The following is a 25582-nucleotide window of genomic DNA, read 5'->3' on the forward strand; positions in this document are numbered from 1 at the left end:
CGCCCGGCGCGATGGCGTCCGCCGTGGCGGCCCCGATGGGGCAAGGTCATGACCGCGCAGGTCCACCTCGCGGCGTCGACGGGCGAAGACCCCGCGCCGCACAGCCTTCCCTCCGGGGGTGAGGCGTACCTGCACGAGGTGCTCGCCTACACCGGAGGCGAGAAAGATGTTTACAGGTTTCGCTTTGTTTCCGAGGGGTTCGACCCGGACGAGAGCGATTTCGACGCGCTCCAGCGCGATCTTGCCTTCCTTTGCGACGTCATCGCACTGCCAAGGGTTGCGGATCTCGGACCGGAGCCGCGCCAACTGGTGATCTCGCTGGCGGACCGCGAGACCGAATTCGGCGTGCCCGCCCCCGGCGCCAGGCAGGTGTTCGAAGCCTTCAGCATCGAGGGGAATCGCTGCATATGGGAAATGTTTTGATTGTGACGCAATATCTTGACGGCCATAGCTCAGGCGCTGGACGGAGTGGTGCTTTGCTGCCACAGGGACTTTACAATCGCGTGTTTTCATATCAATCATTGGTGAATTCGATTATCTTCACGATCGGATGGACCCAAGCTATCCAAACCTCGAAAGTGGGGCATGGGGTGGGCTCTGCCCTTGAATCACACCTAGGAAGTGACAGGAGAAAAATATGTCGAACACAGTTAAGAGCGTCATCGCTCTCGGTCTGGTCGCCCTCGCGGCGGCCTGCGCGCAACAAGAAGAAGAGTACGTCGTGGTCGAGCCCGAGCCGATCACTGTCGAGCCCGTGTCGACCGGCAAGTACGGCGGCAAGTACTGATACGCGATTTCGCGTAATGCGACCGGGGCAGGCCCAAGGGCCTGTCCCGCTTGACCCGCCCAGATTTGCGACCCTTGGCGGTCCGGCGCGATCCGGAGACCGGCCATGAAGAAGCACCGCGGGTTTCCCGGCCGACTGCCGGGCACCGATTTCCAGTTCACCATACGCCGTGCGAACCCGAGGGGAGCGACTCCGCTGATCGCGCGCGAACGCTATCGCGACCGCCGGCCGGCCGACCGGCGGGCCGACGCCGCGTTCGCCGCCGCTCTTTGGGACGCTTTCGGAACCGAGCCGTTCGAGCGCGGCAACCTCGATGGCGGGCGGCTTAGCTGGCTGTTCGGGCGCGAGGTGCTGCCGGCGGAAGATCCGTTCGATCCGACGAGCTACGAGGCGCTGCTGGTGCTTGACGAGGCGGCGCTGCGCCGCGCCTTTCCCGACGCCGTCGACCGGGGCGGCGCGTAGATGCGCGCGGGCCGGTTTCCCCTGTCGCGCCCCGCATCGCGGGCGCTCGGCCTTCTGTCGGGGGCGCCCGGCATGAATTCGCGCATGACGTGTAATTTTACGCGGAATACAGCCGATTTATTCCACGCGCGCCGAGCGCGCTTGGTTTCGCGTCGAAAGCCGACGACGATCATGAATGTAGTGGCGGGCCTTCCCCAAGGGCCCGGGACGTTTTGTCCGAACCGTTACCCTTCCCCTGATGGGCGGTTCTGCGCGGTTTTGCGCAGGCCGCCCACTTTTTACGGGAGATGCGGCGGAACCCGGCCCAGAACCGGGCCGCCGGCGGAACGAACAGGCGGATCGCGCGTTTTATCTCTTTGGAGGAGGACGCCCTCCGCCACGGCGACAAGAGGTGACCAGACATGCAGACGACCATTCTCAGAATTGCGGCGGCGGTGCTCGCCCTTGGCGCCCTTGGCGCCTGTGGCGACACCTTCGGTGAGCAGGCGCTCCTCGGGGCCGGGGCCGGCGCGGGGACCGCGGCGGTGCTCGATGGCAATATCCTTGCCGGGGCTGCCGTGGGTGGCGCGGCCAACGTGGCCTATTGCCAGACCTATCCCGACAAATGCTGACCTGACGCGCGCGCCCATTGGCGCGCGCCCGCGATTTCGATTCCGGACCATCGGCGGATTCCCCGCCGGTGGTCCTTTCTGTTCAAGAGGCCGGGAAAACCGGCCCCGCACATGAGGGGACACGCCATGTTCAAGAAAATCCTGATCGCCAACCGCGGCGAGATCGCCTGCCGGGTGATCAAGACGGCGCGCGAGATGGGGATCGAAACGGTCGCGATCTATTCGGACGCCGACCGCAACGCGCTGCATGTGCGCATGGCCGACGAGGCGGTGCATATCGGCCCGCCGCCGGTGAGCGAGAGCTATATCGTCATCGACAAGGTGATGGACGCGATCCGGCAGACCGGCGCGGAGGCGGTGCATCCGGGCTACGGTTTTCTGAGCGAGAATCCGAAATTCGCCGAGGCGCTCGAGGCCGAGGGCGTCGCCTTCATCGGGCCGCCCAAGGGCGCGATCGAGGCGATGGGCGACAAGATCACGTCGAAGAAGATCGCGCAGGACGCGGGTGTGTCCACCGTGCCCGGCTACATGGGGCTGATCGAGGATGCCGATGAGGCGGTGAAGATCTCGACCGACATCGGCTACCCGGTGATGATCAAGGCCAGCGCTGGCGGCGGCGGCAAGGGAATGCGTATCGCCTGGAACGACGAGGAGGCGCGCGACGGCTTCCAGTCCTCCAAGAACGAGGCGAAATCGAGCTTTGGCGACGACCGCATCTTCATCGAGAAATTCGTCACCCAGCCGCGCCATATCGAGATCCAGGTGCTCTGCGATCAGCACGGCGCCGGGATTTACCTGAACGAGCGCGAATGCTCGATCCAGCGGCGCAACCAGAAGGTGATAGAAGAGGCGCCGAGCCCGTTTCTCGACGAAAAGACCCGCCGTGCGATGGGCGAACAGGCCGTCGCGCTTGCGCAGGCGGTCGATTACACCAGCGCCGGCACGGTGGAGTTCATCGTCGACGGCGAGCGGAATTTCTACTTTCTCGAGATGAACACGCGGCTTCAGGTTGAGCATCCGGTGACCGAACTCATCACCGGCGTCGACCTGGTTGAGCAGATGATCCGCGTCGCCAACGGCGAGAAGCTGAAGATCGCCCAGGAGGACGTGAAGCTGAACGGCTGGGCCATCGAGAGCCGGCTCTACGCCGAGGACCCCTATCGCGGCTTCCTGCCCTCGATCGGGCGGCTCACACGCTACCGCCCGCCCGCCGAACTGGCCGTCGAGGGGGCCGTGGTGCGCAACGATACAGGCGTCTACGAGGGCGGCGAGATCAGCATGTATTACGACCCGATGATCGCCAAGCTCTGCACCTGGGGGCCCGACCGCGCGGCGGCGATCGAGGGGATGCGCACGGCGCTCGATTCCTTTGAAATCGAGGGAATCGCGCATAACCTCCCGTTCCTGAGCGCAGTGATGGACCACCCGAAATTCGTGAGCGGCGATATCACCACCGCCTTCATCGAGGAGGAGTATCCCGACGGCTTCCAAGGCGTCGAACTGAACGAAAAGACGCTGCGCCGCGTCGCCGCCGCCTGCGCCGCCATGCACCGCGTGGCCGAGATCCGGCGCACGCGGATTTCGGGGCGAATGGACAACCACGAGCGCCGCATCGGCGAGGAATGGGTCGTCACCCTCCAGGGGCTGAGCCACCGCGTGCTGATCGACGCCTACCGCGGCGGCTCTGTCGTGCGCTTCGAGGACGGCAGCGAGATGAAGGTCGAGAGCGCCTGGACGCCGGGCGACCAGCTCGCCACGCTGGACGTGGATGGCGCGCCGCTGGTCCTGAAGGTGGGCAAGATACCGGGCGGGTTCCGCATCCGCAGCCGGGGCGCCGACATGCCCGTGCATGTGCGCACCCCGCGCCAGGCCGAACTGGTGCAGCGCATGCCCGAGAAACAGCCGCCCGACACCTCCAAGATGCTGCTCTGCCCGATGCCGGGGCTGATGGTCAAGGTGAACGTCGCGGTGGGAGACGAGGTGCAGGAGGGGCAGGCGCTATGCACCGTGGAGGCGATGAAGATGGAGAACATCCTGCGCGCCGAACGCAAGGGCGTGGTCGCCGCGATCCACGCGGACGCCGGCGACAGCCTGGCGGTGGACGACGTCATCATGGAGTTCGAGTGATCACCCTGCGCGCCGATACCGCGAGGACGAGGCGGGCTTACTGCGCCTCCTCGCGGCGTTCGCGCACCTCCTGCTGGCGCATCGGCAGCTTGTCGATGGTGCGGGTGATTTCGCGCACGTCCCAGGGCGAGGGCTTGCGCAGGTATATGGTGCCGTCCTTGACGATCAGCGCCAGCATGAAGCCGTGGGGGCGCAATTTCTCGCGCAGGGGGCCGCCGCCGCCGGGGTCGGTATCGGTCAGGACCACGACATCGCGCTCGGCGAGCGCGGCGATATCGTCCTCACGCGCGGTGAGGAGTTCCATCTGCCGGACGAAGCGGGGGTCGAACTCACTGTCGGCAAAGACCACGAGTGGGCGCTTTTTCCATAAAAATTCGCTCAACTCGACATTGGCGTCCTCGATGAAGATGGCGGACGCCGGCGGTTCCGCGGCGTCTCCGGCGCCGGCGGGCAGGGCCAATAGGCAAGCGAGAACAACGCTCAACAACTGTTTCATCGGGTCTCCTGTCTGCCCTGATATAGGCTTTCGGCACGTGATTGCGATGCCAGATGCCCCGAGGCGCGCCGAAAATGCAATCTTAATCGCATGCCAAGCATTGCCGGGCCACAAGGGAGGGCGACAGACCTACCTGAAAAAGGGGCGATCGGACATGGACATCATACTGCACCTCGGGGCGCACCGCACCGCCTCGACCAGTTTCCAGCTCTACATGCGGCGCAACCGCCGCGCGCTCGGCGCGGCGGGGATCGCGTTCTGGGGGCCGCGCCAGACGCGCAACGGGCTGCTGAACGGCGCAATTTCCACACCGGGGACTATGCCGGCGGCGCGTCAGCTGCGCCGCGCCCGTGGGCGCATTGCCTTGCAGGTCTATAAACTGCGCGAAGCCGGGATGCAGCGCCTCGTCCTGAGCGACGAGAATCTCATCGGCAGTCCGCGCCGCAACATCCGCGACATGCGGCTCTACCCTGCGGCGGGCGAGCGTATGGCGCGCTATCGCGAGGCGCTGGGCGGGCGGATCGCGCGGGTGGTGCTGAGCATCCGGGCACAGGACGCCTACTGGACATCGTTGCTGGCCTACTCGATCCCGCGCGGCGGCGCGCTGCCCGATTCCGCGCGGCTGAAGCGTATTGCGCAGGAGCCGCGCAGCTGGCGCGACGTCATCACCGATCTCGCCTGCGCGCTGCCGGGGACCGAGCTTTGCGTGCTCCCGCACGAGGCCTTCGCCAGCCGGCCCGAGCGCAAGCTGGCCGCGATGTGCGCCATGGACGCCCCGCCGCTCTGCGCTGCGCGCGAATGGCTGAACCGCAGCCCGCGCCCGGACGAATTGCGCGCCCTGCTTGCCGAGCGCGGGGAGGCCCCGCAGTTGGACGCCGCGCCGGGCGACGCGCAATGGACCCCGTTCAACCCTGCCCAGAAGGCCGCGATGCGCGAGAGTTACGCCGACGACATTTACTGGCTGCGCGCGGGCGCGGATGGGCTGGCGATACTGACAGAGACCCCCGCCGAGGCGGGCACGGTGAAAACACCGGCCCTGCGGGCAGAGACGAGAAGAGGATCACGACATGACCAAGGGCAAAGACACCTGGCGTGAGATCGCCACCAAGGAACTCAAGGGGCGCGATCCGGACGAGTTGACCTGGCGCACGCTCGAGGGGATCGACGTGAAGCCGCTTTATACCGCGGACGACCTCGACGGGCTGGAACACCTGGGCGACATTCCCGGCGCGCCGCCCTTCACGCGCGGCGTGAAGGCGACGATGTATGCCGGCCGGCGCTGGACGATCCGGCAATATGCGGGGTTTTCCACCGCCGAGGAATCCAACGCCTTCTACCGCCGCAACCTCGCCGCCGGGCAACAGGGGGTTTCTGTCGCCTTCGACCTCGCCACCCATCGCGGCTATGACAGCGACCATCCCCGCGTCGAGGGCGACGTGGGCAAGGCCGGCGTGGCCATCGATTCGGTCGAGGACATGAAGATCCTCTTCGACGGCATTCCACTGGACGAGGTGAGCGTGTCGATGACGATGAACGGCGCGGTGATCCCGATCCTCGCCAGCTACATCGTCGCGGGCGAGGAACAGGGCGTCGACCCCAAGGACCTGTCCGGCACGATCCAGAACGATATCCTCAAGGAATTCATGGTCCGCAACACCTATATCTATCCGCCCGAGCCATCGATGCGGATCGTGTCGGACATCATCGAATACACGTCAACGAACATGCCGCGCTTCAACTCGATCAGCATCAGCGGCTACCACATGCAGGAGGCCGGCGCGAACCTCGTGCAGGAACTGGCCTTTACCCTGGCGGACGGGCGCGAATACGTGCGCGCGGCGATCGATGCGGGCATGGATGTCGACAAATTTGCAGGACGGTTGTCGTTCTTCTTCGCCATCGGCATGAATTTCTTCATGGAGGCGGCCAAGCTGCGCGCGGCGCGCCTGCTCTGGCACCGGATCATGACCGAATTCGGCGCGCAGAACGATCGCTCCAAGATGCTGCGCACCCATTGCCAGACCTCAGGGGTGAGCCTGTCCGAGCAGGATCCCTACAACAACGTCATCCGCACCGCCTATGAGGCGATGAGCGCGGCGCTGGGCGGCACGCAGTCGTTGCATACCAACGCGCTGGACGAGGCGATGGCGCTGCCGACGGATTTCTCGGCCCGCATCGCGCGCAACACGCAGCTGATATTGCAGGAGGAAACCGGCATCACCAATGTCGTCGATCCGCTGGCCGGCAGCTACTACGTTGAGAGCCTGACCGCCGAACTTGCTGAAAAGGCGTGGGAGCTGATCGAGGAGGTCGAGGAGATGGGCGGCATGACCAAGGCGGTGGCCTCCGGCATGCCCAAGCTCCGGATCGAAGAATCCGCGGCCACGCGCCAGGCGATGATCGATCGCGGCGCCGAGGTGATCGTCGGCGTCAACAAGTATCGCCGCGACAAGGAGGACCCGATCGACCTTCTGGATATCGACAACACGAAGGTCCGCGACAGCCAGATCGCGCGGCTCGAACGTATCCGCGCGCAGCGTGACGAGGATGCCTGCGACAAGGCGCTGGGCGAACTCGAGCGCTGCGCGCGCGAGGGCGGCAACCTGCTGGGCGCCGCGGTCGACGCCGCGCGCGCCCGCGCCACGATAGGAGAGATCAGCATGGCCATGGAAAAGGTGTTCGGCCGTCATCGCGCCGAGGTCAAGACGCTCGCCGGGGTCTATGGCGCCGCCTACGAGGGCGACGAGGGGTTCGCCGCGATCCAGAAGGCGGTCGAGGATTTCGCCGAGGAAGAGGGGCGCCGTCCCCGGATGCTCGTGGTCAAGATGGGGCAGGACGGGCATGACCGCGGCGCCAAGGTGATCGCCACGGCGTTCGCCGATATCGGGTTCGACGTGGATGTCGGCCCGCTTTTCCAGACGCCCGAGGAGGCCGCGCAGGACGCGGTGGACAACGACGTGCACGTGATCGGGATCAGCAGCCAGGCGGCCGGGCATCGCACGCTCGCCCCGCGGCTGGTCGAGGCGCTGAAGGCGCAAGGAGCCGAGGATATCCTGGTGATCTGCGGCGGAGTGATTCCGCAGCAGGACTACGAGTTCCTTCGGGACGCGGGCGTGAAGGCGATCTTCGGGCCCGGCACGAACATTCCCGAGGCGGCGCAGAATATCCTGCGGCTTGTCCGGGCGGCGCGGGGGTAGGGGGCGCGGGCGCGCCTCATCCGCCCTGGGCGGGCGTCTACGGGTGATGGTGAACCGGCTCTCGGCATTTCGCTGGCGCGTCGCGGGCGGAACTCGGGAGAGCGCAGCGTCATTTCGCATTCGCGAAATGACTTTGGTGGCGTGAGGTGGATTTGAACCACCGACCTAACGATTATGAGTCGTTCGCTCTAACCCCTGAGCTACCACGCCAATGGGCGGTGGATTATGTCAGCGCGCCCCCGCCGTCAAGGCGGGAATCCCGCCAATTTCGCGGCGCGGGGTTGCAAAGCCTCTACAGCCGCCCGAGGGTGGCCGCGAACGGAGGACGGGCGGATGACGGACCGGGCGCGGATCGCATTGGGCATGGCGGCGGGGCTTCTCTGGGCCGTGGGCCTGCTCTGGGGTGCGGCGCGTTACGTGCAACTGCCGGTCTTTACCCTGGTGCCGACGATCATGACGGCGTTCCTCGCGCCTGGCCTCGTGATGGCGGCGATGGTGGCGCGGCTGGCGCAGCGGCGGTTCTTCGACGAGGGGATCATCGGCGGCGGCGCCTTCGCGCCCGGCAGCGCGGCCGATATTGACCAGCGGGTGCTGCGCAACACGGCCGAACAACTGGTGCTCGCGCTATGCATCTGGCCCGCGGCGGCGGTGCTGCTGGCAGGGCAGGGGCCCGGCGTGATCGTGAGCCTCGGGATCGGCTTCGCCATCGCGCGGCTGGCGTTCTGGGCGGGTTATCACATCGCGCCGCCCTTGCGCGCCTTCGGCTTTGCCGCGACCTTCTACCCGACGGTTCTGGTCGCTCTCTGGGCGCTGGTGCGGCTGGCCGGTATGGCCGGATGAAAAAGGAGAGGACGATGATGGAACTGGATCACCTCGCGGTGGCCTGCGAGACGCTGGAAGAGGGGCAGGCAGCGGTCGAGGAGGCCCTGGGCGTCACGCTTCAGCAGGGTGGCAAGCACGCGCATTTCGGCACGCATAACATGCTGCTGGGGCTCGAGGACGGTCTCTACCTCGAGGTGATCGCGATCGACCCGGAGGCGCCCGCGCCCGCCTGGCCGCGCTGGTTCGACCTCGACCGGTTTTCGGGGAAGCCGCGGCTGACCAACTGGATCTGCCGCACCGACGACCTCGCTGCGCTGCGCGCCGATCTGCCCGAGGCGGGCGCGCCGGTTCCGCTCGAACGTGGGGATCTGCGCTGGACGATGGCGGTGCCGGCGGATGGCGTGCTGCCCTACGATAACCTGTTTCCGCCGCTCATCGAATGGGGTGCGGGGGTGGCGCATCCGGCGGGGGCGCTGCGCCCCTCGGGCTGCCGGCTGGCGCGGCTCGTGGTCTCGCACCCCGAAGCGGAGGCGCTGGCCGACCGGCTGTATCCGCATCTGCATGATGCGCGCGTGGCGTTCGAGTCCGGTGCGCCGGGATTGCGCGCCGAGATCGAGACCCCCTCGGGGGCGCGCGTGCTGACGTGACCGCCCCGTTTCCGGCCAAAGCGTTTCAACTTGGCCCCGAAACCCCTTAAGCTGCGCGCATGTCGATCTGGACGCGCATAACCGAGGCGGTTTCGGCCCTCGCCAGCGGCGAGGGGCTCAGCGCCGTGTTCGAGCGGCTGCGCACGCCGCCCGAACGCAGCGTCGCCTTCGCCATCGCGGTGATCGCCCTCGGGGCCAAGATGGCCAAGGCCGACGGGCTCGTCACGCGCGACGAGGTGACGGCCTTCCGCGAGGTGTTCCTGATCGCCAAGGACGACGAGGCCGGCGCGGCGCGAGTATTCAACATGGCGCGCAGGGACGTGGCGGGGTTCGAGGAATACGCAACCCGCATCAGACGGATGTTCGGCGATGATCGCGATATGCTGGGCGACCTGATGGAGGGACTATTCCACATCGCGATGGCGGATGGCGACTATCACCCGAACGAGGATGCGTTCCTGTCGCGCGTGGCCGAAATATTCGGCCTCACGCCGCGCGAATTCCAGGCGCTGCGCTGCCGGTTCGTGCCCGACGCCAAGGCCGACCCCTACAGCGTGCTGGGCGTGCGCCCCGAGGACAGCATGGAGCATATCCGCGCGCAATATCGCAGGATGGTGCGCGAAACCCATCCCGACCGGATGTTGGCGCGCGGCGTGCCCGAAGAGGCGATCAAGCTGGCCGAGAAACGCATGGTCGACGTCAACCGCGCCTGGGAGGAGATCAACGCGGAGCACGCCGCGTGAGGCTCGCCACCTATAACGTGGAGTGGTTCAACGCGCTGTTCGACGACGGGGGCGGGTTGCTCGGGGACAACGAGTGGTCGGCGCGCCACGGGGTGACGCGGGCCGAGCAGATCGCGGCGGTCGGCATCGTGCTGACCGCCATCGACGCCGATGCGGTGATGATCATCGAGGCGCCCGACGACAGCCGGGGCCGGTCCTGCGTGCGCGCGTTGGAAAGCTTCGCGCGCCAGATGGGGCTGCGGGCGCGCAAGGCGCTGTTGGGATTCGCGAATGACACCCAGCAGGAAATCGCGCTGCTCTACGATCCGGACGTGATGAGCGCGGCGCACGACCCGTTGGGTGAGCCGACGGGCAAGCATGGATCGGCGGACGCGCCGCGCTTTGACGGGGTGTTCCGGATCGATCTGGACATCGACGCGACCGAGGATCTCGTGCGCTTTTCCAAGCCGCCGCTCGAGGTGGCGTTGCAGGTGCATGGCGGCATGGCGCTGCGCCTGATCGGCGTGCATCTGAAATCCAAGGCCCCGCATGGCGCGGTGGACGCGGCCGACGCGATGCGGATCGCCATCGCCAGCCGGCGCAAGCAGCTCGCGCAGGCGGTATGGCTGCGCAAGCGGGTGCGCGCGCAGCTGAAGGGGGGGGGCCCGATGATCGTGCTGGGCGATCTGAACGATGGGCCGGGCCTTGATGAATACGAGGACCTCTTCGGGCGCTCATCGGTCGAGATCATCATGGGCAGGAGCGAGCCGAAGGATTTGCAGCTATTCGACCCCAACGCGCGGGCGGCGCTGGGCACGCGGATCGGCGGGCTGCACACCACCGCGCGGTTCTACCTGTCCCACCGCAAACGCTACATGCAGGCGTTGCTGGATTACATCATGGTCTCGCACGACCTGCGGGCGCGCGGGCCGGCCTGGCGCATCTGGCATCCGTTCGACGACCCCGGCTGCTGGGGCAACCCGGAGCTGAGCGCGGCCCTGCTCACGGCGTCCGATCATTTCCCGGTCACGCTCGATATCGATCTCACGTCTTAAAATCGTTGGGGCGATGGGCTATATTGGAAGTATGAAACGGATCGTTACCCTTGCCGCCATCGGTTTTCTCGCCGCCGCGCCCGTGCAGGCGCAGGAGGCGGAGGACGACGGGTTTTCCCTGATGGAAGAAGGCGCGCGCCTGCTGTTCGAGGGGCTGAGCCGCGAGATGGAGCCGACGCTGCGCGACCTGATGGGGCTGACCGAGGAAATGGAGCCGAAGCTGCGCGAATTCGCGCAGAAGATGGGGCCGGCGCTCGCGGACATCATGGGCAAGATCGACGATCTGAGCGCCTACCACGTGCCCGAGATGCTGCCCAACGGCGATATCATCATCCGCCGGAAAACCCCGGAGGAAAGGATCGAGCCGCCCGCGCCGGGCGAGGAGATCGAGATTTGACGCCGCGCGTCAAGCGCGCTTGCGGATCACAGGTTCGGCGCCCAGCGTCTTGACCAGTGACAGGAACCGCGCCTCGGCCACCTCCCCGAAAAGCTGCGAAGCGGCGGCCGAGAGGCGCAGTTCCAGCACCTTCTTGCGCGGCGACCAGCGCATCTCGCCCAGTTCGGCGTCCTTCTTGAGCCAGAGCATCGCGCCAAAGCGCATCGCCTTGCCCAGCACCTCGGCCTCGTGCTGGGTGCGTTCGTCCACCAGCGTGTTCAACTCGCCAAAGCGGGTGCCGGAGCGGTCGTTGGAGTAGCGGTGCAAGAGCGCGAGCCCCAGGAACACCCTCTCGGAATGCTTGAGCCCGCCCAGGTTGGCGCGGGTCGCGGTGTCGAAACAGACCCCGGCGCGGTAATCGGGATGGGCGCGCCAGCTCACGTCATGCAGCAGGCAGGCGGCCTTGACGAGCCGCATCCGTTCGGGCGGTAGCGCGCGAAAGATCGGCTGGATGAAGCGGTAGAGCGTCTTGCCGAAGCCTGGCAGGCGGGCGTCCTTGGTTTCCATGAAGCGGCAGGCTTCGATCAGCGGATCGCGGTCGCGCAGCGCCTGGGGCATCTGCCCATAGAGCAGCCCCTCGCGGATGCCGTAGCTCGACACCGCGATGTCGCGGGGGCGAAAGGTGTGCAGCACCTCGTTGAGCACCTCCGTCGCCTGCGGAACCAGCGCCATCCGACCCGAGGACACGCCGGCGCGCTGGCGTAGCGCGTTGGCGTCCTCTTCCTCTATGTATCTGAACGTCTTGCGCAATTCGCGCGTCTGCATGCGGTATTCATGCAGAACGTGAAGCGGGTAGTCGCGCCGCTCCATGTCGATCTTGGCGATCGCGCGCCATGAGCCGCCGACGAGGAACAGCCGGTTCTTCTGTTCGCCCAGCTTCTCCGAAAGCGCGCCGACCACGTCCTGGATATAGCTGCGCCGCGCCTTGCGTCCGCCCTTGATGTCGCGCAGCTTGAGCGGCCCAAGCGCCGAGGATACGCGACGCCCGACGCGGCCCCCCTCGATCTCGGCCAGTTCCATCGAGGAGCCGCCGATGTCGCAGACCAGCCCGTAGGAGCCGGGCCAGCCCAGCAGCACGCCCTGCGCCGAGAGCCGCGCCTCCTCGCGCCCGTCGACGACCCAGACGCGCAGGCCGGTGGCGGCGCGCACGTCCTCGCAGAAGGCGGGGCCGTCGGTGGCCTCGCGCACGGCGGCGGTGGCGACCACGGTGAGCGGCCCGGTCTCGAGTCCGATCGAGAGCCGGTGGAACCGCTTGAGCGCGTCGAGCGCGCGCACGCGCCCCTCGGGGTTCAGCTGTCCGGTTTCGGACATGCCTGCGCCGAGGCCGCACATGATCTTCTCGTTGTAGAAATAGGCCGGGCTGCGCGCCGCGCCGTCGAACACCACGAGCCGGACCGAGTTCGACCCCACGTCGACCACGCCGACGCGGCGCAGCGCGCGCACGGAGGGTTTGTCGAAGAGCGGCCGGCCGAACGGGCCGCCGTCGGGGTCGCCTGGATCGGAGCCTGCGTCCATCGTCCTTGCCTCGGTGCCAGCGTCGCGCCTGTTATGCGGCAGGGCGCGGGAGCGGTCAATCATCGGTATGGGTGAGTCTCGGCACGTCCGAAGCCCCGGCCGAGCCGCGCCCTGAAAGCGACGGGTTCTCCATGAAGAAGCGGTGACAGTTGAACGCGAATTCGCCTTCGGGCAGCGCGGCGCGGGTAAAGCCGCCAGTCGCATCCATGACCCAGCTTTGCGCGACATCGGCCATGTTGGCGGCCATCACCTGGCTGGTGATCTGCGCCTTGACGGTGGGATTGGCGATCTCGATCAGCGTTTCGACGCGACGGTTGAAATTGCGCCCCATCCAGTCGGCGGAGGACATGAAGACGCGCGCCTTGCCGTGGGGCAGGCCGAAGCCGTTGCCGAAACACACGATGCGGCTGTGTTCGAGGAAGCGCCCGACGATGGACTTGACGCGGATGTTCTCGCTCAGGCCCTTCACGCCGGGGCGCAGACCGCAGATGCCGCGCACCACGAGACTGATCTCGACGCCCGCCTGGCTGGCGGCGTAGAGCGCATCGATGATGCCCGGATCGATCAGCGCGTTCATCTTGGCCCAGATCTGCGCCGGGCGGCCCGCCTGGGCGTGCTCGACCTCGTTCGCGATCATCTCGAGAAGGCGTGAGCGCAGCGTGAGCGGCGAGATGGCGAGGTTCTCCAGCCGCTCGGGCTGGGCGTAGCCCGAAAGGTAGTTGAATACCTTGGTCGCGTCCCGTCCCAGCACCGCGTCGCAGGTAAAGAAGGACAGGTCGGTATAGATGCGCGCGGTGATCGGGTGATAGTTGCCGGTGCCGTAATGGGTATAGGTCACGAGATTGGCGCCCTCGCGGCGCACCACGGTGCTGATCTTGGCGTGCGTCTTGAGGTCGAGGAAACCATAGACCACATGCGCCCCCGCGCGTTCCAGCCGGCGGGACTGGCGGATGTTGGCGGCCTCGTCGAAGCGCGCCTTGAGCTCGACCAGCGCGGTCACCGACTTGCCGTTCTCGGCCGCCTCGCAAAGCGCCTCGACGATCGATGAGCGGTTGGAGGTGCGGTAGAGCGTCTGCTTGATCGCCACCACGTCCGGATCCCGCGCCGCCTGCGCGAGAAAGCGGATGACCATGTCGAAGGTTTCATACGGGTGATGCAGCAGCATGTCCTTCTGGCGGATCGCCGCGAACATGTCGCCCCCGTGGTCCTGCACGCGTTCGGGCACGCGCGGGCTGAAGGCCGGCCAGAGCAGGTCGGGCCGCGTGTCGATCACCAGCGCGTTCAGATCCGCGAGCCCGATCATCCCGTCGACCTCGACCACCTCTTCGGGGGTGACGTGCAATTCATCCATGATGACCGCGCGAAGCGCCTCGGGCGCGCCCGAGGAAATGTTCATGCGCACAACTTCTCCGCGGCGGCGGCGCTTGAGCGCGACCTCGAATTCGCGCACCAGGTCCTCGGCCTCTTCCTCGACCTCGAGATCGCTGTCGCGCAGCACGCGGAAGGTGCAATGCCCCTTGTAGCGGTAGCCGGGAAAGAGACTGCCGAGATGCAGCAGCAGCAACTCCTCGAGCGGCAGGAAGCGCGAGACGCCCTCGGGCGCGGGCAGCGACACGAAGCGGTCGATCTGCTGCGGGATCGGCAGCAGCGCCTGCAAGGGGCGCTTGTCCGCGATCCGCTCGAGTTGCAGGGCGAGGGAATAACCGAGGTTGGGAATGAAGGGAAAGGGGTGCGCGGGGTCGATGGCCAGCGGCGATAGCACCGGGAACACCCGGTCGAGGAACACGTCGCCGAGGTAGTCGCGGTCGGATATCTTCAGGCCTGAGCCGTCGAGGATGGTGATGTTCTCGGCCTCGAGCTCCTGGCGCAGCGTCTGCAGCGTGCGCTGCTGCGCGGCGAGCAGCCGGCGGGCGTTCTCGTTGATGAGCACCAGTTGCTCGGCCGGGGTGAGCCCGTCTGCGGCGGGCGTGGTGTTGCCCGCGCGCGCCAGTTCGCGCAGGCCCGCGACGCGGACGTTATAGAACTCGTCCAGGTTGGTGGCCGATATCGACAGGAAGCGCAGCCGTTCGAGCAGCGGCACGCGCGGGTTCTGCGCCTCCTCGAGCACGCGCCAGTTGAAGCCGAGCCAGCTCAGCTCGCGATTGTAGAAGCGTCCCGGTCCGGCCGGGTCGAGATCAGACAGCGCGACCGGCTCGGGAAAGGGGGAAGCGAGGAAATCGGCTTGCGTCATGGCGGGTTCGGGCGCTTCCGGCTGGGGCGTGGATCGGACCCCGGAGTGTCGCGCTAACCGCCGGATTTGTCCAGCAGCGCCGCCGCCAGCGCCCGGCCCACCGGGCGTCCGGTGGAGAGTGACAGCGCATCGAGCGCCTCGACCGTCCGCTTGGCCGCCTCGAACGAACGGGGGATGCGGCGCGTGAGATAGGTGATGGTGCCGGGAGAAGGCAGTATCTGCCGGTCGGCGAACTGTTTCATCATCACCGCGCCCAGCAGCGTGTCGTCGGGTTCCTCGAGCATGCAGGTCGGGGTCCCCTGCAGCCGGCTCGCCAGGTCGGGGAGGGCGAAGGCCCATGCGCTCGGCGCGGCGCGGGCCGTCACGAGCAGCGATCGCCCCTCGGCGAGCGCGAGGTTGTGCAGGTGGAATAGCGCGGTTTCGGCCTCAACGACGCCGGCGATGTCGGAGGCGTTCTCGACCGCGACATGCGCGGAGGCGAGGGCGGGAACATCGGCGCCCGCCAGTTCGGCCGCCTGCACGATCATCGCGCCGCTGAGGTCGGCCCAGACGTGGGCGAGGTGGGTCTTTCCCGCGCCCTCGGGGCCGCAGAGGACCAGCTTGCGCGCGGGCCAGTCAGGCCACGCCTCGATCAGCGCGACGGCGGTGGCGTTGGCGTTCGACACGAAGAAATCGCCCCGCCCCCGCGCAGGTCTGGCGGGCAGTTCGAAGCTCAGCTGGCGGGCCATCAGGCCGCTGGATCCTGCGGGCCGCGATAGAGCATGCTGTTCTTGTAACGCCCGATGGCGAAGCGCGTCAGCACGCCGATGGCGGCGGCCACGGGCACCGCGACCAGCATCCCCACGAAGCCGAAAAGCGCGCCGAAGACAGAGAGCGCGAAGATCAGCCAGACCGGGTGCAGCCCGACCGAGTTGCCCACCAGTTTCGGAGTGAGCACGTTGCCCTCGATCACCTGGCCCAGCACGAAGATGCCCGCGACCAGCCCGATGGAAAACCACTCGCCCCAGAACTGGAACAGCGCGAGCCCGATGGCCAGCGACCCGCCGACCAGCGCGCCGACATAGGGAATGAAGGTGATGAGCCCCGCGATCGCGCCCACCACCAGCCCGAACTGCAACCCCACCGCCATCAGCGCGATGGCGTAATAGGTGCCAAGGATCAGGCAGACCGTGCCCATGCCCCGGATGAAGCTGGCGAGCGTCTGGTCGATCTCCCGGGCGAGGCGGCGGATCGTCGGGGCGTGCTCTCGCGGCAGCAGCTCGTCGATCTCGGCGATCATGCGGTCCCAGTCGTAAAGCAGGTAGAAGGCCACGACCGGCACGATGACGAAGAGGATCAACACGTTTATCAATGAAGAGACCGAGGCGAGCAGGGTCTCCAGCATCTCGCCGCCGCGTTCCTGGATGGTCATCGCGACCGAGGTGAGGGATTTGCGGATGGTGGATTCGGAATCGACCAGCTGCGGGAACCGATCGGTGAGAAAAGCCTGCAAATCCTGGAAGACGCGCGGCACCGTGTCGACCAGCGCCACCGCCTGTTCGATCAGCGTCGGCAGGATCAAGAGCCCGATCAGCACGAAGGCCGCCACCGCGAAGATCGTGATGACCGTCACCGCGAGCGCGCGCGTGAGGCCCATCGACTCGAGCCGGTCTGCGACGGGATCGAGGAAATAGGCCACGGCCCCGCCCAGCAGGAAAGGCATGATCACGTCGCCGAGGAACCACAGCAGCACGAAGAAGACCGCGCAGGCGATCCCCCAGTACTTCATCTGCGTGCCGATCGGCAGTGACATGCGCGCCCCGTTGCTGACCTGCCACAAATGGCCGAAGCAGGTCCGTCTTTCAAGTCGCGATTGCGCGCCCGCGCGGCTTGCGGCGCTTGTCTCGCTCGTCCCAAAGCCATAAACGAGGGGCGAAATCACAGTGATCCGAGGTTCGCACATGCGCCTGTCCCGCTACTTCCTGCCCGTGCTCAAGGAAACGCCCTCCGAGGCGCAGATCGTCAGCCACCGCCTGATGCTGCGCGCTGGCATGATCAAGCAGGCCAGCGCAGGCATCTATTCTTGGCTGCCGCTCGGCTTCAAGGTGCTGCGCAAGCTGGAAAACATCGTGCACGAGGAACAGATCCGCGCCGGGCATATCCCGATGCTGATGCCGACGCTGCAATCGGCCGATCTCTGGCGCGAGTCGGGGCGGTTCGACGATTACGGCGAGGAAATGCTGCGCATCAAGGACCGGCAGGGGCGCGACATGCTCTATGGGCCGACCAACGAGGAGCTGATCACCGACATCTTCCGCGCGCACGTCGGCAGCTACAAGGATCTGCCGCTCACGCTCTACCATATCCAGTGGAAGTTCCGCGACGAGATCCGCCCGCGCTTCGGCGTGATGCGCGGGCGCGAATTCCTGATGAAGGACGGCTACAACTTCGACGTCTCCAAGGAGGCCGCGCTGCACAGCTACAACCGCCACCTGGTCAGCTACCTGCGCACCTACGAGCGCATGGGCCTCCAGGCGATCCCCATGCGCGCGGATTCCGGTCCGATCGGCGGTGACGACACGCACGAGTTCCTCGTCCTCGCCGAAACCGGCGAGAGCGAGGTTTACTACGATTCCGAGATCACCGATCTGCGCTTTGGCGAGCGCGAGGTGGATTACGATTCGGTTGCGGAATGCCAAGCGGTGCTCGAGGAGTTCACCAGCCGCTATGCGCGCACCGATGAGACCCATGACGAGGCGCTGTTCAACCAGATCCCCGAAGAACGCCGCCGCGTGGCGCGGGGCATCGAGGTCGGGCAGATCTTCTATTTCGGCACGAAGTATTCCGAGCCGCTTGGCGCCACGGTCCAGACCAGGGACGGCGCATCAGTGCCGGTCCACATGGGCAGCCACGGTATCGGAGTGAGCCGCCTTGTCGGCGCCATCATCGAGGCGAGCCATGACGAGCGCGGCATCATCTGGCCCGAAGGGGTGACGCCCTTCCATGTCGGTCTCGTCAACCTCAAGCAGGGCGACGCGGAAGCCGACGCGGCCTGCGAGGCGATCTACGGATCGGTGCTGGCGCTGGGTCTCGATCCGCTTTATGACGACCGGGATGAGCGCGCGGGCGGCAAGTTCGCGACGATGGATCTGGTCGGCCTGCCGTGGCGCATCACCGTGGGGCCGCGTGGCCTGAAGAATGGCGTGGTCGAGCTGACCAGCCGCCGCACCGGCGAGAGCGAGGAATTGCCGCCCGAGCAGGCGGTCGAAAAGCTCGCGCAGATTTACGCGGGGCATCGCGTGCCGATGGCGATCTGAGATGATCGCGCGCGCCCTCACGCTCGCGGGTGGGCTGGCGGGCGCGGCGGCGCTGTCGCAATTCCCCGAATTCTCCCAGCAATACACCCAGCGCCTGGGCGGCGCGGTGGATGAGCTGCACCGCTTCGTGCAGGAATTCGACGCGGACGCCTCTGAGGCGGGCCTCACCCGCGATGCGGCGCTGGTCGATCTGGCCGAGGGCGGCGCGATGGGCGCCGCGCGCGCCGCGACGATGGAGAAGACGATCGCGCGCTATGAACGGCTGCGCGCGGACCTTGCCGCATTGCGCGCGGCGGGACCGTTCACGCGGGCCTATCGCGCCGGGCATCTCACCGACCCCGAGATTGCGCAGGCGGCATGGGAGGACTTCAAACCCGCCCTGCCGCTCACCTTCGAAGGCGCGGCGTTCGCCGGCTTCGGCCTGCTGGCGGGCCTTGGCCTCATCGGCGGGCTGATCGGCCTTCCGCGGATGCTGTGGCCGCGCCGGCGCGCGCGTCCTTGACGCCACCCGGCCCCCGGCGCATTTTGCGCGCCACAAGAACGAGGTATCGCACGTGGCAGGCACACCCGCCCCCTTCGCCCCCTTCGAGTGGATGATCGCCTGGCGCTACCTGCGCGCGAAGCGCGCCGAGGGCGGCGTGAGCGTGATGACCTGGATTTCGCTCATCGGGATCACGCTGGCGGTGTTCGCGCTCATCGCGACGCTGGCGGTGCGCTCGGGCTTTCGCGCGGAATTCGTGGACACGATCCTGGGGTCGAACGCGCATGTGACGATCTACAACGCGGGTGAGGTGGACGCGCAAACAGGTCGCGTGGACCGGATGATCGAGGATTACGCGGCGATGGCCGAACGCGTGCGCGCCGTCCCCGACGTGACGCGCGCCGCGCCGCTCATCCGCGCGCAGGTCATGGCCAACGCGCGCGACCGCAACGCGGGCGTGGAAGTGTTCGGCATCGCGCTTGACGATCTCAAGACCATCCCGCGCATCGCCGACCCCGAGACGAGCCAAGGCGAGCTGGACCGTTTCGACGAAGGCATCGCCATCGGCTCGGGCGTGGCGCGCGAACTGGGCGTCAGCGTCGGCGACCGGATCAGGCTGATCTCGCCCGGCGGGGTCAAGACCGCCTTCGGAACCAGCCCGCGCGTCAACGCCTACGAGGTGGTCTATATCTTCACCGCCGGGCGCTATGACATCGACCGCGTGCGCGTCTACCTCCCCTTTGCCGAGGCGCAGGCCTTCTTCAACCGCGAGGGGCGGGCGGACGAGCTCGAAGTCATGGTGAAGGACCCCGAGAACGTCGCCGAACTGGCCCCCGCGCTCATCAAGGCGGCGGGCGAACGCGCGCTTGTCTGGACCTGGCAGGACGCCTCCGGCGGCTTTCTGCGCGCGCTTGAGGTGGAGGACAACGTGATGTTCATCATCCTGTCGATCCTCGTGCTGATCGCGGCGATGAACATCACCTCCGGCCTCATCATGCTGGTCAAGAACAAGGGCCGCGACATCGGCATCCTGCGCACGATGGGCCTGACAGAAGGATCGGTGCTGCGCGTGTTCTTCATCTGCGGCGCGTTCACCGGGCTGATCGGCACGGTGTTGGGGGTGATCCTGGGCTGTCTCTTTGCGATCTATATCGACCCGATCTTCTCTTTCGTGAACTGGGCGATGGGCGGGCAGGTCTGGGATCCGTCGATCCGGGGCATCTATCACCTGCCGGCCAAGCTGCAATTGGGCGACGTGGCCTCGGCCATCGCGCTGTCGCTGGGGCTGTCGTTCATCGTGACCATCTTCCCCGCGCGCCGCGCCGCGCGGATGAACCCGGTGGAGGCGCTGCGCTATGAGTGACGTGGTGTTGCGGCTGAGCGGGCTGGAGAAGGTCTATAACCGCGGGCTCGAGAGCGAGGTCGCGGTGCTGAAGGGGGCCGACCTCGCCCTTGCGAAGGGCGAGGTCGTCGCGCTCGTGGCGCCATCGGGCGCGGGCAAGTCGACATTGCTGCACATGGCCGGGCTGCTCGACACGCCGGACGCGGGCGAGGTCGAGATCGGCGGCGCGGTGATGAGCGGGCTGGGCGACCGGCGCCGCACCATCGCGCGGCGTCGCGACGTGGGCTTTGTCTACCAGTTCCATCATCTCTTGCCGGAGTTCACCGCGCTCGAGAACATCGTGCTGCCGCAGCTGGCCGCCGGCGTGGCGCGCCGTGCGGCCGAGGCGCGGGCGATGGAGCTTCTGGACGAGGTCGGCATCGCGCCGCGCGCGGCGCACCGTCCCTCGGCCATGTCCGGGGGCGAGCAACAGCGCGTCGCCTTCTGCCGCGCGCTCGCCAACGCGCCGCGCCTGCTGCTCGCGGATGAGCCGACCGGCAACCTCGATCCCGCGACCTCGGACCAGGTGTTCAAGGCGCTTACCGGGCTCGTGCGGGGCACCGGGCTTGCCGCGCTGATCGCGACGCACAACCTCGACCTGGCGGCGCGGATGGACCGCACCGTGCGGCTGGAGGACGGGCGCGTGGTGGCAGGCGCTTAGCGCGTTGACCAGGCAGCCGGGCTTGCGCAAGGTGGATCGAGCACAGACAGAGAGAAACGCAATGCCCAATATCCCCGTCCCCGAGATCGAAAGCCTGACCCGGACGGCGCTGATGCGCCACGGGGCCGAGGAATGGATCGCCGCGTCGCTGGCGCGGGCGACGGCCACCGCCGAGTCGCTGGGCAACAAGATCTGCGGGCTCTACTACCTCGACAGCTATTGCAAACAGTTGCAAAGCGGGCGGGTCAAGGGCGACGCCGACCCCGAGGTGACGCGCCCCCGGCCCGGCGCGGTCGTGGTGGATGCGAAACTGGGTTTCGCGCAGCCGGCCTTTGATCGCGGCCTGCCCGAGGCGGTCGCGGCGGCGCGCGAGAACGGGATCGCGAGCCTTGCCATCTGTCATTCGCACACCTGCACGTCGCTGGGCTACTTCACCGACCGGATCGCGCGCGAGGGACTGATCGCGTTCGGGGCGACCAACGCCTCGCCCATCGTGGCGCCGCCGGGGGGGCGGCATCGCGCGATCGGCACCAACCCCATCGCGTTCGCGGTGCCGGACGGGCAGGGGGGCGTGGCGATGCAGTTCGACCAGTCCACCACGACCGTGGCGCTGGGCAAGATCACGATGGCCAAGGCCGCCGGCGAGCCGATTCCCGAAGGCTGGGCCATCGATGCGCAAGGCGCGCCCACGACCGACCCGGAGGCGGCGTTGGGCGGCTCTCTCGTCAGCATGGGCGGTTACAAGGGCTGGGGCCTCGGGCTGATGGCGGAACTGCTGGCGGCGGGCATGACGGCGTCGCGCAACTCGGTCGACGTGCCGCCGCTCAAGGCGACCGAAGGACCGCCCCACGATCTCGGCCAGTTCTACACGCTGATAGATCCGGACCTGTCGGACGCCTTCGGCGCGCGGCTGGACCGCGTCGCGGGCGCGGTGGCGAAGGATCCGGACGCGCGCATGCCCGGACAGGGCAAGACGCCCGCCGAGAGCGTCGATCTCGAAGAGCGCGTCTGGGCCGAGTTGCAGGCGCTAGCCGGGAAGGGCTGAGCCCGCGGTTTTGTCGAAACGGCGTTGCGTGGTATCCTCCGCCCGAGGAGATCCGCCATGAAACACGCACTGCGCGCCGCGTTCATCCTTTTGATCGGCATGATTGCGCCCGCCACCAACGCGCAGGAGGGGCCGATCCGCGAGGTCATTTCCGCGCAGATCGAAGCGTTTCAGACGGACGATTTCACACGCGCCTTCACCTACGCCAGCCCGAACATCCGGCGGATTTTCGGCACCTCGCGCAATTTCGGCGCGATGGTGCGCAACGGCTATCCGATGGTGTGGCGGCCCAAGGATCTGCGTTTTCTCGGCCTCGCGCGCCGCGACGGCGCGCTCTGGCAGGACGTGATGATCCGCGACGGCGAGGGACGCGTCCATATCCTCGAATACGAGATGATCGAGGACGAAAACGGATGGAAGATCAACGCCGTGCGCCTGCGCGAACCCGCCCCCGGTATGGCCTGAACCCTGACCACCGCGCGGTGGACGCAGACCCGGTTAACCCCTTGTCGATATTTCCCTGACCCATCCGGCGCGCCCGGACTGGCGAAACAGATGATGTCCGACCCCCGCGTTTTCCCTTGCCCGGAACGCGGCGCTGTCGGATGCGGAAAGGGATCCCAATGAACAAGGCAGTAACCGACGGCATCGTCTTCATGCCCCCGGCCTTCGAGAACGGCCTCGACGTCTGGTCGAGCGGTAACGGCACGCCCGGCTCGGACACCTACGAGGATGCGATCAACGCAGCACTCGTGGCCGCCGACCAGGATTTCGGCGGCGCGCTCGAGATGCAGAAGACCGACACGGTGCAGAAGCTGCGCTACACGGGACAGACGCCGCTGCTGCCGGGCTGCTACCTGCGCGTCACCGCGCGGGTGAAGGCGATCGCGGGCAACCTGCCGACCGTGCGCATCGCCGGCTGGGCGGCGGCGCCGGGGGGCGGGCATGTCGGCGGCGCGCCGGAATTCGGGCCGTCCGTCACCTTGCAGCATTACGGCGAGGTGGTCGAGGTGAGCGCCATCGTCGCCACCGCCGACCGGCCCGGGGTCGACATGGCCTGGGGACCGAGCGCGGCCTACGGGCATTTCGGCATCGACCTGACCGGCCCCAATGGCGGCATCCTGCGGATCGACGACATCGTGATCGAGGATGCGACCTCCGCGTTCCTGCGCGACCTGATGGACTGGGTCGATGTGCGCGACTATGGCGCGCTGGGGGACGGATCACACGATGACGCGCCCGCCTTCGAGGCCGCGGACGCGGCGGCGAATGGGCGCGACGTGCTGGTGCCCGCGGGGCTCTACCGGCTGGGCGACAGCGTCACCTTCCAGTCCGCCGTGCGCTTCGAGGGCACGGTCACGATGGCGCCGCAACACATGCTGTCGCTCACGAAGAACTACGACCTGCCTGCCTATATCGACGCATTCGGCGACGAGGAACTGGCCTTTCGCAAGGCGTTCCAGGCGCTTCTGAACAACGTGCGCCACGATTCGCTCGACATGAAGGGGCGGATCGTGACGCTGACCGGCCCGGTCGACATGCAGGCCGCTGTCCACGACAAGACCAGCTATTCGCAGCGCCGCATCATCAAGAACGGCCAGCTTTCGGCGTCCGGCAGTTCCAACTGGGATACCGAGGTTGTGACCTCGCAAGCGAGCTATTCGCCCGCCAACAGCCTGAAGCTGACGGATGTGACCAACGTCGCCAACGTGCCGTTGGGCGCGGTGGTCGAAGGCAACGGCGTGGGACGCGAGGTCTATGTCGCGGGCGTGAACATCGCCCGTCAGGAGGTCACGCTCAGCCAGCAGTTGTACGACGCGGCAGGGACGCAGGTTTTCACCTTCCGCAGGTTCAAATACATGCTGGACTTCAGCAATTTTGCAAAGCTGAGCAAGTTCTCGCTGTCGAACGTGGAATTCCAGGCCTCGGGGGAATGCAGCTGCGTGATGCTGCCGCAGACGGCGACCGGGTTTCATTTCCGCGACTGTTTCTTCACCCGGCCGAAGGATCGCGGCATCTCCAGCCTGTCCAAGGGCGATCAGGGCATGATCGTGGACCGCTGCCAGTTCCTGTCGAACGAGGATGCCGAGCTGGTCGCGAACCGCACCTCCATCGCGCTCAACGCCAACCAGAACGACGTGAAGCTGCGCAACAACCGGGTGACCCGCTTCCGGCATTTCGCGATCCTCGCCGGGTCAAGCAACATCGTCACCGGCAATCATTGGTTCCAGGGGGATTCGTCCAACGACGGGACGCGCAGCGCGGGGCTTGTCCTGACGCGGACCAACTGCCGCACGACCATCGACGCCAACTACATCGACAACTGTTTCATCGAGTGGTCGAACGAACATGATTCAGCGCCCGAATATGCGTCCGAATTTTCATTCAGCGCGCTCAATGTCACCAGCAACGTGTTCCTGGCCGGGAACGTGGCGCCGTGGTTCACCTTCATCGTGGTCAAGCCGCATGGCGCGGGGCATTACCTGAACGGGATGACGGTGACCGGCAATTCCTTCCGCATCATCGACGATCCCATCGATCGGGTGGACGCCGTGGACACGACATTTGCGGATTTCGACTACAACCGGATCAAGAACATCAATTTCAGCGACAACACCTTCGGCAACATCCTGCACCCCGTGCAGAGCCCGGCGATGATCGAATACGATCAAACCGTCGCCGCCGAAGCCTGGACCATCGACCTTGCGGACAAGATGCCCTTCGGCGCCTTCGCCCAGACGGTCGAGGCGGCGATCCCGGCGGGCCCGCTCAGGGACGGCGCGGGCGGCATCGTGCATGTCGCGCCCTATTACCAGGCCAAGCAGGGGCCGGAGAGCAACCAGATCCGCCTGCGCTTCGGCACGCCGGTGCGCGGGACGGTGACTGTGCGGGTGCGGATGGACGATCCGCTCTGAGGGCCGGGCGCGCGTTCAGAATTCGCGCCACACGCCCAGCTTGATCCCGTAATCCTCCGCCCCGCCAAGCCCGGCCGTCATCCCGAGTTCGAGATGGCGGCCGGGCCGCGTGCGCAGCACGACCGAGGGCGCCAACCGCAGGTAGTCGGGATCGGCCATCGGGCCGCCCTGTTGCAGTTGCAGGATCCATTTCGCCCGCTCGCCCCGGTTGAGGCCAAGCGTCACGTCCGTCTTGGTCCGGATCTCCCCGGTGTCCAGCGAGATGAGCGCGCGGCTGTCGAGCGCGACCCACCCGGACTGCCCCAAGGCCATGAACCCGCGCCCGACCGACAGGCCGGGGCGAAACACTGCCGCGCCCTCGACGGCGCCAAGGCCCAGCTCCAAGCTGCGCCGCAAGGGAGCGTCGGGCCGGCCCAGCGGCAGCACCGCAAAGGCGAACGCCTCGTAGCGGCCTTCCTCGTTGCTGCCCATATCGACCCCGAGCGTCAGTCGGGGCCGCACCCCGTATTCTGCGTAGAGAGAGCCGTAACCGCGCGTCGCGCCGCCCTCCTTGAGCGTGACGTCATAGGACAGGAAACCCGCGCCCTTCTCGCGCAGCCATGCGCCTGCCGCGGCGGAGCCGGGCAGCAGCAGAAGCAGCAGGAACGCAAGGCGGATCATTTTTTATCCTCTCGCCGGAAGTTTCGGCGGCTTTGG

Annotated in this window: 25 protein-coding genes and 1 tRNA gene; 19 read left to right on the forward strand and 7 right to left on the reverse strand. The window is 67.0% G+C overall.

Annotation, left to right across the window (positions count from 1 at the left end; translation table 11 throughout):
* The first annotated feature begins 48 nt into the window (after positions 1-48).
* The 5 genes from D6850_RS08575 (at position 49) to D6850_RS08590 (ending at position 3987) form a co-directional block, all read left to right on the forward strand.
* Entirely contained in the window at positions 49-423 is a 375-nt protein-coding gene (locus D6850_RS08575) for a DUF6497 family protein (RefSeq protein ID WP_121165858.1), read from the forward strand.
* A gap of 214 nt (positions 424-637) precedes the next feature.
* Positions 638-787 (forward strand): hypothetical protein, encoded by a 150-nt coding sequence (locus D6850_RS19440; RefSeq protein ID WP_166434026.1) that lies wholly within the window; start codon positions 638-640, stop codon positions 785-787.
* A 105-nt stretch (positions 788-892) separates the two neighbouring features.
* A complete protein-coding gene (locus D6850_RS08580) occupies positions 893-1249 on the forward strand; it encodes a hypothetical protein (protein ID WP_121165860.1) in 357 nt (118 codons plus the stop codon).
* A gap of 401 nt (positions 1250-1650) precedes the next feature.
* Positions 1651-1860, forward strand: coding sequence for a hypothetical protein (locus tag D6850_RS08585; protein ID WP_121165862.1), 210 nt, complete (start codon positions 1651-1653; stop codon positions 1858-1860).
* A 126-nt stretch (positions 1861-1986) separates the two neighbouring features.
* Positions 1987-3987 carry an acetyl-CoA carboxylase biotin carboxylase subunit gene (locus D6850_RS08590; protein ID WP_121165864.1) on the forward strand — a complete coding sequence of 667 codons (2001 nt, stop codon included), beginning with the start codon at positions 1987-1989 and terminating at the stop codon, positions 3985-3987.
* 37 nt (positions 3988-4024) lie between these two features.
* Here D6850_RS08590 and D6850_RS08595 read toward each other — a convergent pair whose 3' ends face one another.
* A complete protein-coding gene (locus D6850_RS08595; protein ID WP_121165866.1) occupies positions 4025-4483 on the reverse strand; it encodes a DUF4174 domain-containing protein in 459 nt (152 codons plus the stop codon).
* A gap of 154 nt (positions 4484-4637) precedes the next feature.
* Here D6850_RS08595 and D6850_RS08600 point away from each other — a divergent pair, with 154 nt between their 5' ends.
* Together D6850_RS08600 and scpA are read left to right on the forward strand one after the other, a co-directional pair.
* A complete protein-coding gene (locus D6850_RS08600; RefSeq protein WP_121165868.1) occupies positions 4638-5579 on the forward strand; it encodes a hypothetical protein in 942 nt (313 codons plus the stop codon).
* A complete protein-coding gene (gene scpA / locus D6850_RS08605) occupies positions 5551-7680 on the forward strand; it encodes a methylmalonyl-CoA mutase (protein WP_121165870.1) in 2130 nt (709 codons plus the stop codon). The genes D6850_RS08600 and scpA overlap by 29 nt, the downstream gene beginning before the upstream one ends.
* A 134-nt stretch (positions 7681-7814) precedes the next feature.
* Here the strand turns inward: scpA and D6850_RS08610 are convergent.
* Positions 7815-7890: transfer RNA gene (locus tag D6850_RS08610), tRNA-Met, on the reverse strand.
* 123 nt (positions 7891-8013) lie between these two features.
* Here D6850_RS08610 and D6850_RS08615 point away from each other — a divergent pair.
* From D6850_RS08615 to D6850_RS08635, 5 genes are read left to right on the forward strand one after another with little or no spacing between them, the layout of a single operon-like run.
* Positions 8014-8520: an MAPEG family protein gene (locus tag D6850_RS08615; RefSeq protein WP_121165872.1), complete on the forward strand. Its 507-nt coding sequence runs from the start codon at positions 8014-8016 to the stop codon at positions 8518-8520.
* Between the two features lie 14 nt (positions 8521-8534).
* Positions 8535-9149: a VOC family protein gene (locus tag D6850_RS08620; protein ID WP_121165874.1), complete on the forward strand. Its 615-nt coding sequence runs from the start codon at positions 8535-8537 to the stop codon at positions 9147-9149.
* A 59-nt stretch (positions 9150-9208) separates the two neighbouring features.
* Complete coding sequence (locus D6850_RS08625; protein WP_121165876.1) at positions 9209-9892, forward strand: molecular chaperone DjiA; 684 nt, start codon at positions 9209-9211, stop codon at positions 9890-9892.
* Positions 9889-10926: an endonuclease/exonuclease/phosphatase family protein gene (locus D6850_RS08630; protein WP_121165878.1), complete on the forward strand. Its 1038-nt coding sequence runs from the start codon at positions 9889-9891 to the stop codon at positions 10924-10926. Before D6850_RS08625 ends, D6850_RS08630 begins: the two co-directional genes overlap by 4 nt.
* Positions 10927-10957: 31 nt before the next feature.
* Positions 10958-11323, forward strand: a complete 366-nt coding sequence (locus D6850_RS08635; RefSeq protein WP_121165880.1) for a hypothetical protein — start codon at positions 10958-10960, stop codon at positions 11321-11323.
* A gap of 9 nt (positions 11324-11332) precedes the next feature.
* Here the strand turns inward: D6850_RS08635 and D6850_RS08640 are convergent, their stop codons facing one another.
* The 4 genes from D6850_RS08640 to D6850_RS08655 are packed head-to-tail and all read right to left on the reverse strand — an operon-like array spanning position 11333 to position 16899.
* Positions 11333-12877, reverse strand: a complete 1545-nt coding sequence (locus tag D6850_RS08640) for a Ppx/GppA family phosphatase (RefSeq protein ID WP_121165882.1) — start codon at positions 12875-12877, stop codon at positions 11333-11335.
* Positions 12878-12932: 55 nt separating this feature from the next.
* The gene (locus D6850_RS08645) at positions 12933-15107 is read right to left on the reverse strand and encodes an RNA degradosome polyphosphate kinase (protein ID WP_121165884.1); all 2175 of its coding nucleotides are present in this window, start codon (positions 15105-15107) and stop codon (positions 12933-12935) included.
* A 53-nt stretch (positions 15108-15160) separates the two neighbouring features.
* The gene (locus tag D6850_RS08650) at positions 15161-15835 is read right to left on the reverse strand and encodes a P-loop NTPase family protein (RefSeq protein WP_121165886.1); all 675 of its coding nucleotides are present in this window, start codon (positions 15833-15835) and stop codon (positions 15161-15163) included.
* Positions 15835-16899 (reverse strand): AI-2E family transporter, encoded by a 1065-nt coding sequence (locus D6850_RS08655; protein WP_121166865.1) that lies wholly within the window; start codon positions 16897-16899, stop codon positions 15835-15837. The genes D6850_RS08650 and D6850_RS08655 overlap by 1 nt, the downstream gene beginning before the upstream one ends.
* Positions 16900-17047: 148 nt before the next feature.
* On the opposite strand from D6850_RS08655, the gene proS reads away from it, so the two are divergent.
* From proS to D6850_RS08690, 7 genes are all read left to right on the forward strand, one after another.
* Complete coding sequence (gene proS / locus D6850_RS08660) at positions 17048-18403, forward strand: proline--tRNA ligase (RefSeq protein ID WP_121165888.1); 1356 nt, start codon at positions 17048-17050, stop codon at positions 18401-18403.
* Position 18404: 1 nt separating this feature from the next.
* Positions 18405-18905, forward strand: coding sequence for a DUF2937 family protein (locus tag D6850_RS08665; RefSeq protein ID WP_121165890.1), 501 nt, complete (start codon positions 18405-18407; stop codon positions 18903-18905).
* Positions 18906-18957: 52 nt separating this feature from the next.
* A complete protein-coding gene (locus D6850_RS08670) occupies positions 18958-20247 on the forward strand; it encodes a lipoprotein-releasing ABC transporter permease subunit (RefSeq protein ID WP_121165892.1) in 1290 nt (429 codons plus the stop codon).
* Positions 20240-20926: an ABC transporter ATP-binding protein gene (locus D6850_RS08675; protein ID WP_121165894.1), complete on the forward strand. Its 687-nt coding sequence runs from the start codon at positions 20240-20242 to the stop codon at positions 20924-20926. Before D6850_RS08670 ends, D6850_RS08675 begins: the two co-directional genes overlap by 8 nt.
* Before the next feature lie 61 nt (positions 20927-20987).
* Positions 20988-21971 (forward strand): Ldh family oxidoreductase, encoded by a 984-nt coding sequence (locus tag D6850_RS08680; RefSeq protein WP_121165896.1) that lies wholly within the window; start codon positions 20988-20990, stop codon positions 21969-21971.
* Positions 21972-22028: 57 nt separating this feature from the next.
* Positions 22029-22436: a DUF4864 domain-containing protein gene (locus D6850_RS08685; RefSeq protein WP_121165898.1), complete on the forward strand. Its 408-nt coding sequence runs from the start codon at positions 22029-22031 to the stop codon at positions 22434-22436.
* 158 nt (positions 22437-22594) lie between these two features.
* Positions 22595-24886, forward strand: a complete 2292-nt coding sequence (locus tag D6850_RS08690) for a glycosyl hydrolase family 28-related protein (protein WP_121165900.1) — start codon at positions 22595-22597, stop codon at positions 24884-24886.
* 15 nt (positions 24887-24901) lie between these two features.
* Here the strand turns inward: D6850_RS08690 and D6850_RS08695 are convergent, their stop codons facing one another.
* Positions 24902-25546 (reverse strand): hypothetical protein, encoded by a 645-nt coding sequence (locus D6850_RS08695; RefSeq protein ID WP_121165902.1) that lies wholly within the window; start codon positions 25544-25546, stop codon positions 24902-24904.
* Positions 25547-25582 lie beyond the last annotated feature (36 nt).

Source organism: Roseovarius spongiae (assembly GCF_003651245.1).
In the GTDB taxonomy this organism is placed as follows: Bacteria; Pseudomonadota; Alphaproteobacteria; order Rhodobacterales; family Rhodobacteraceae; genus Roseovarius; species Roseovarius spongiae.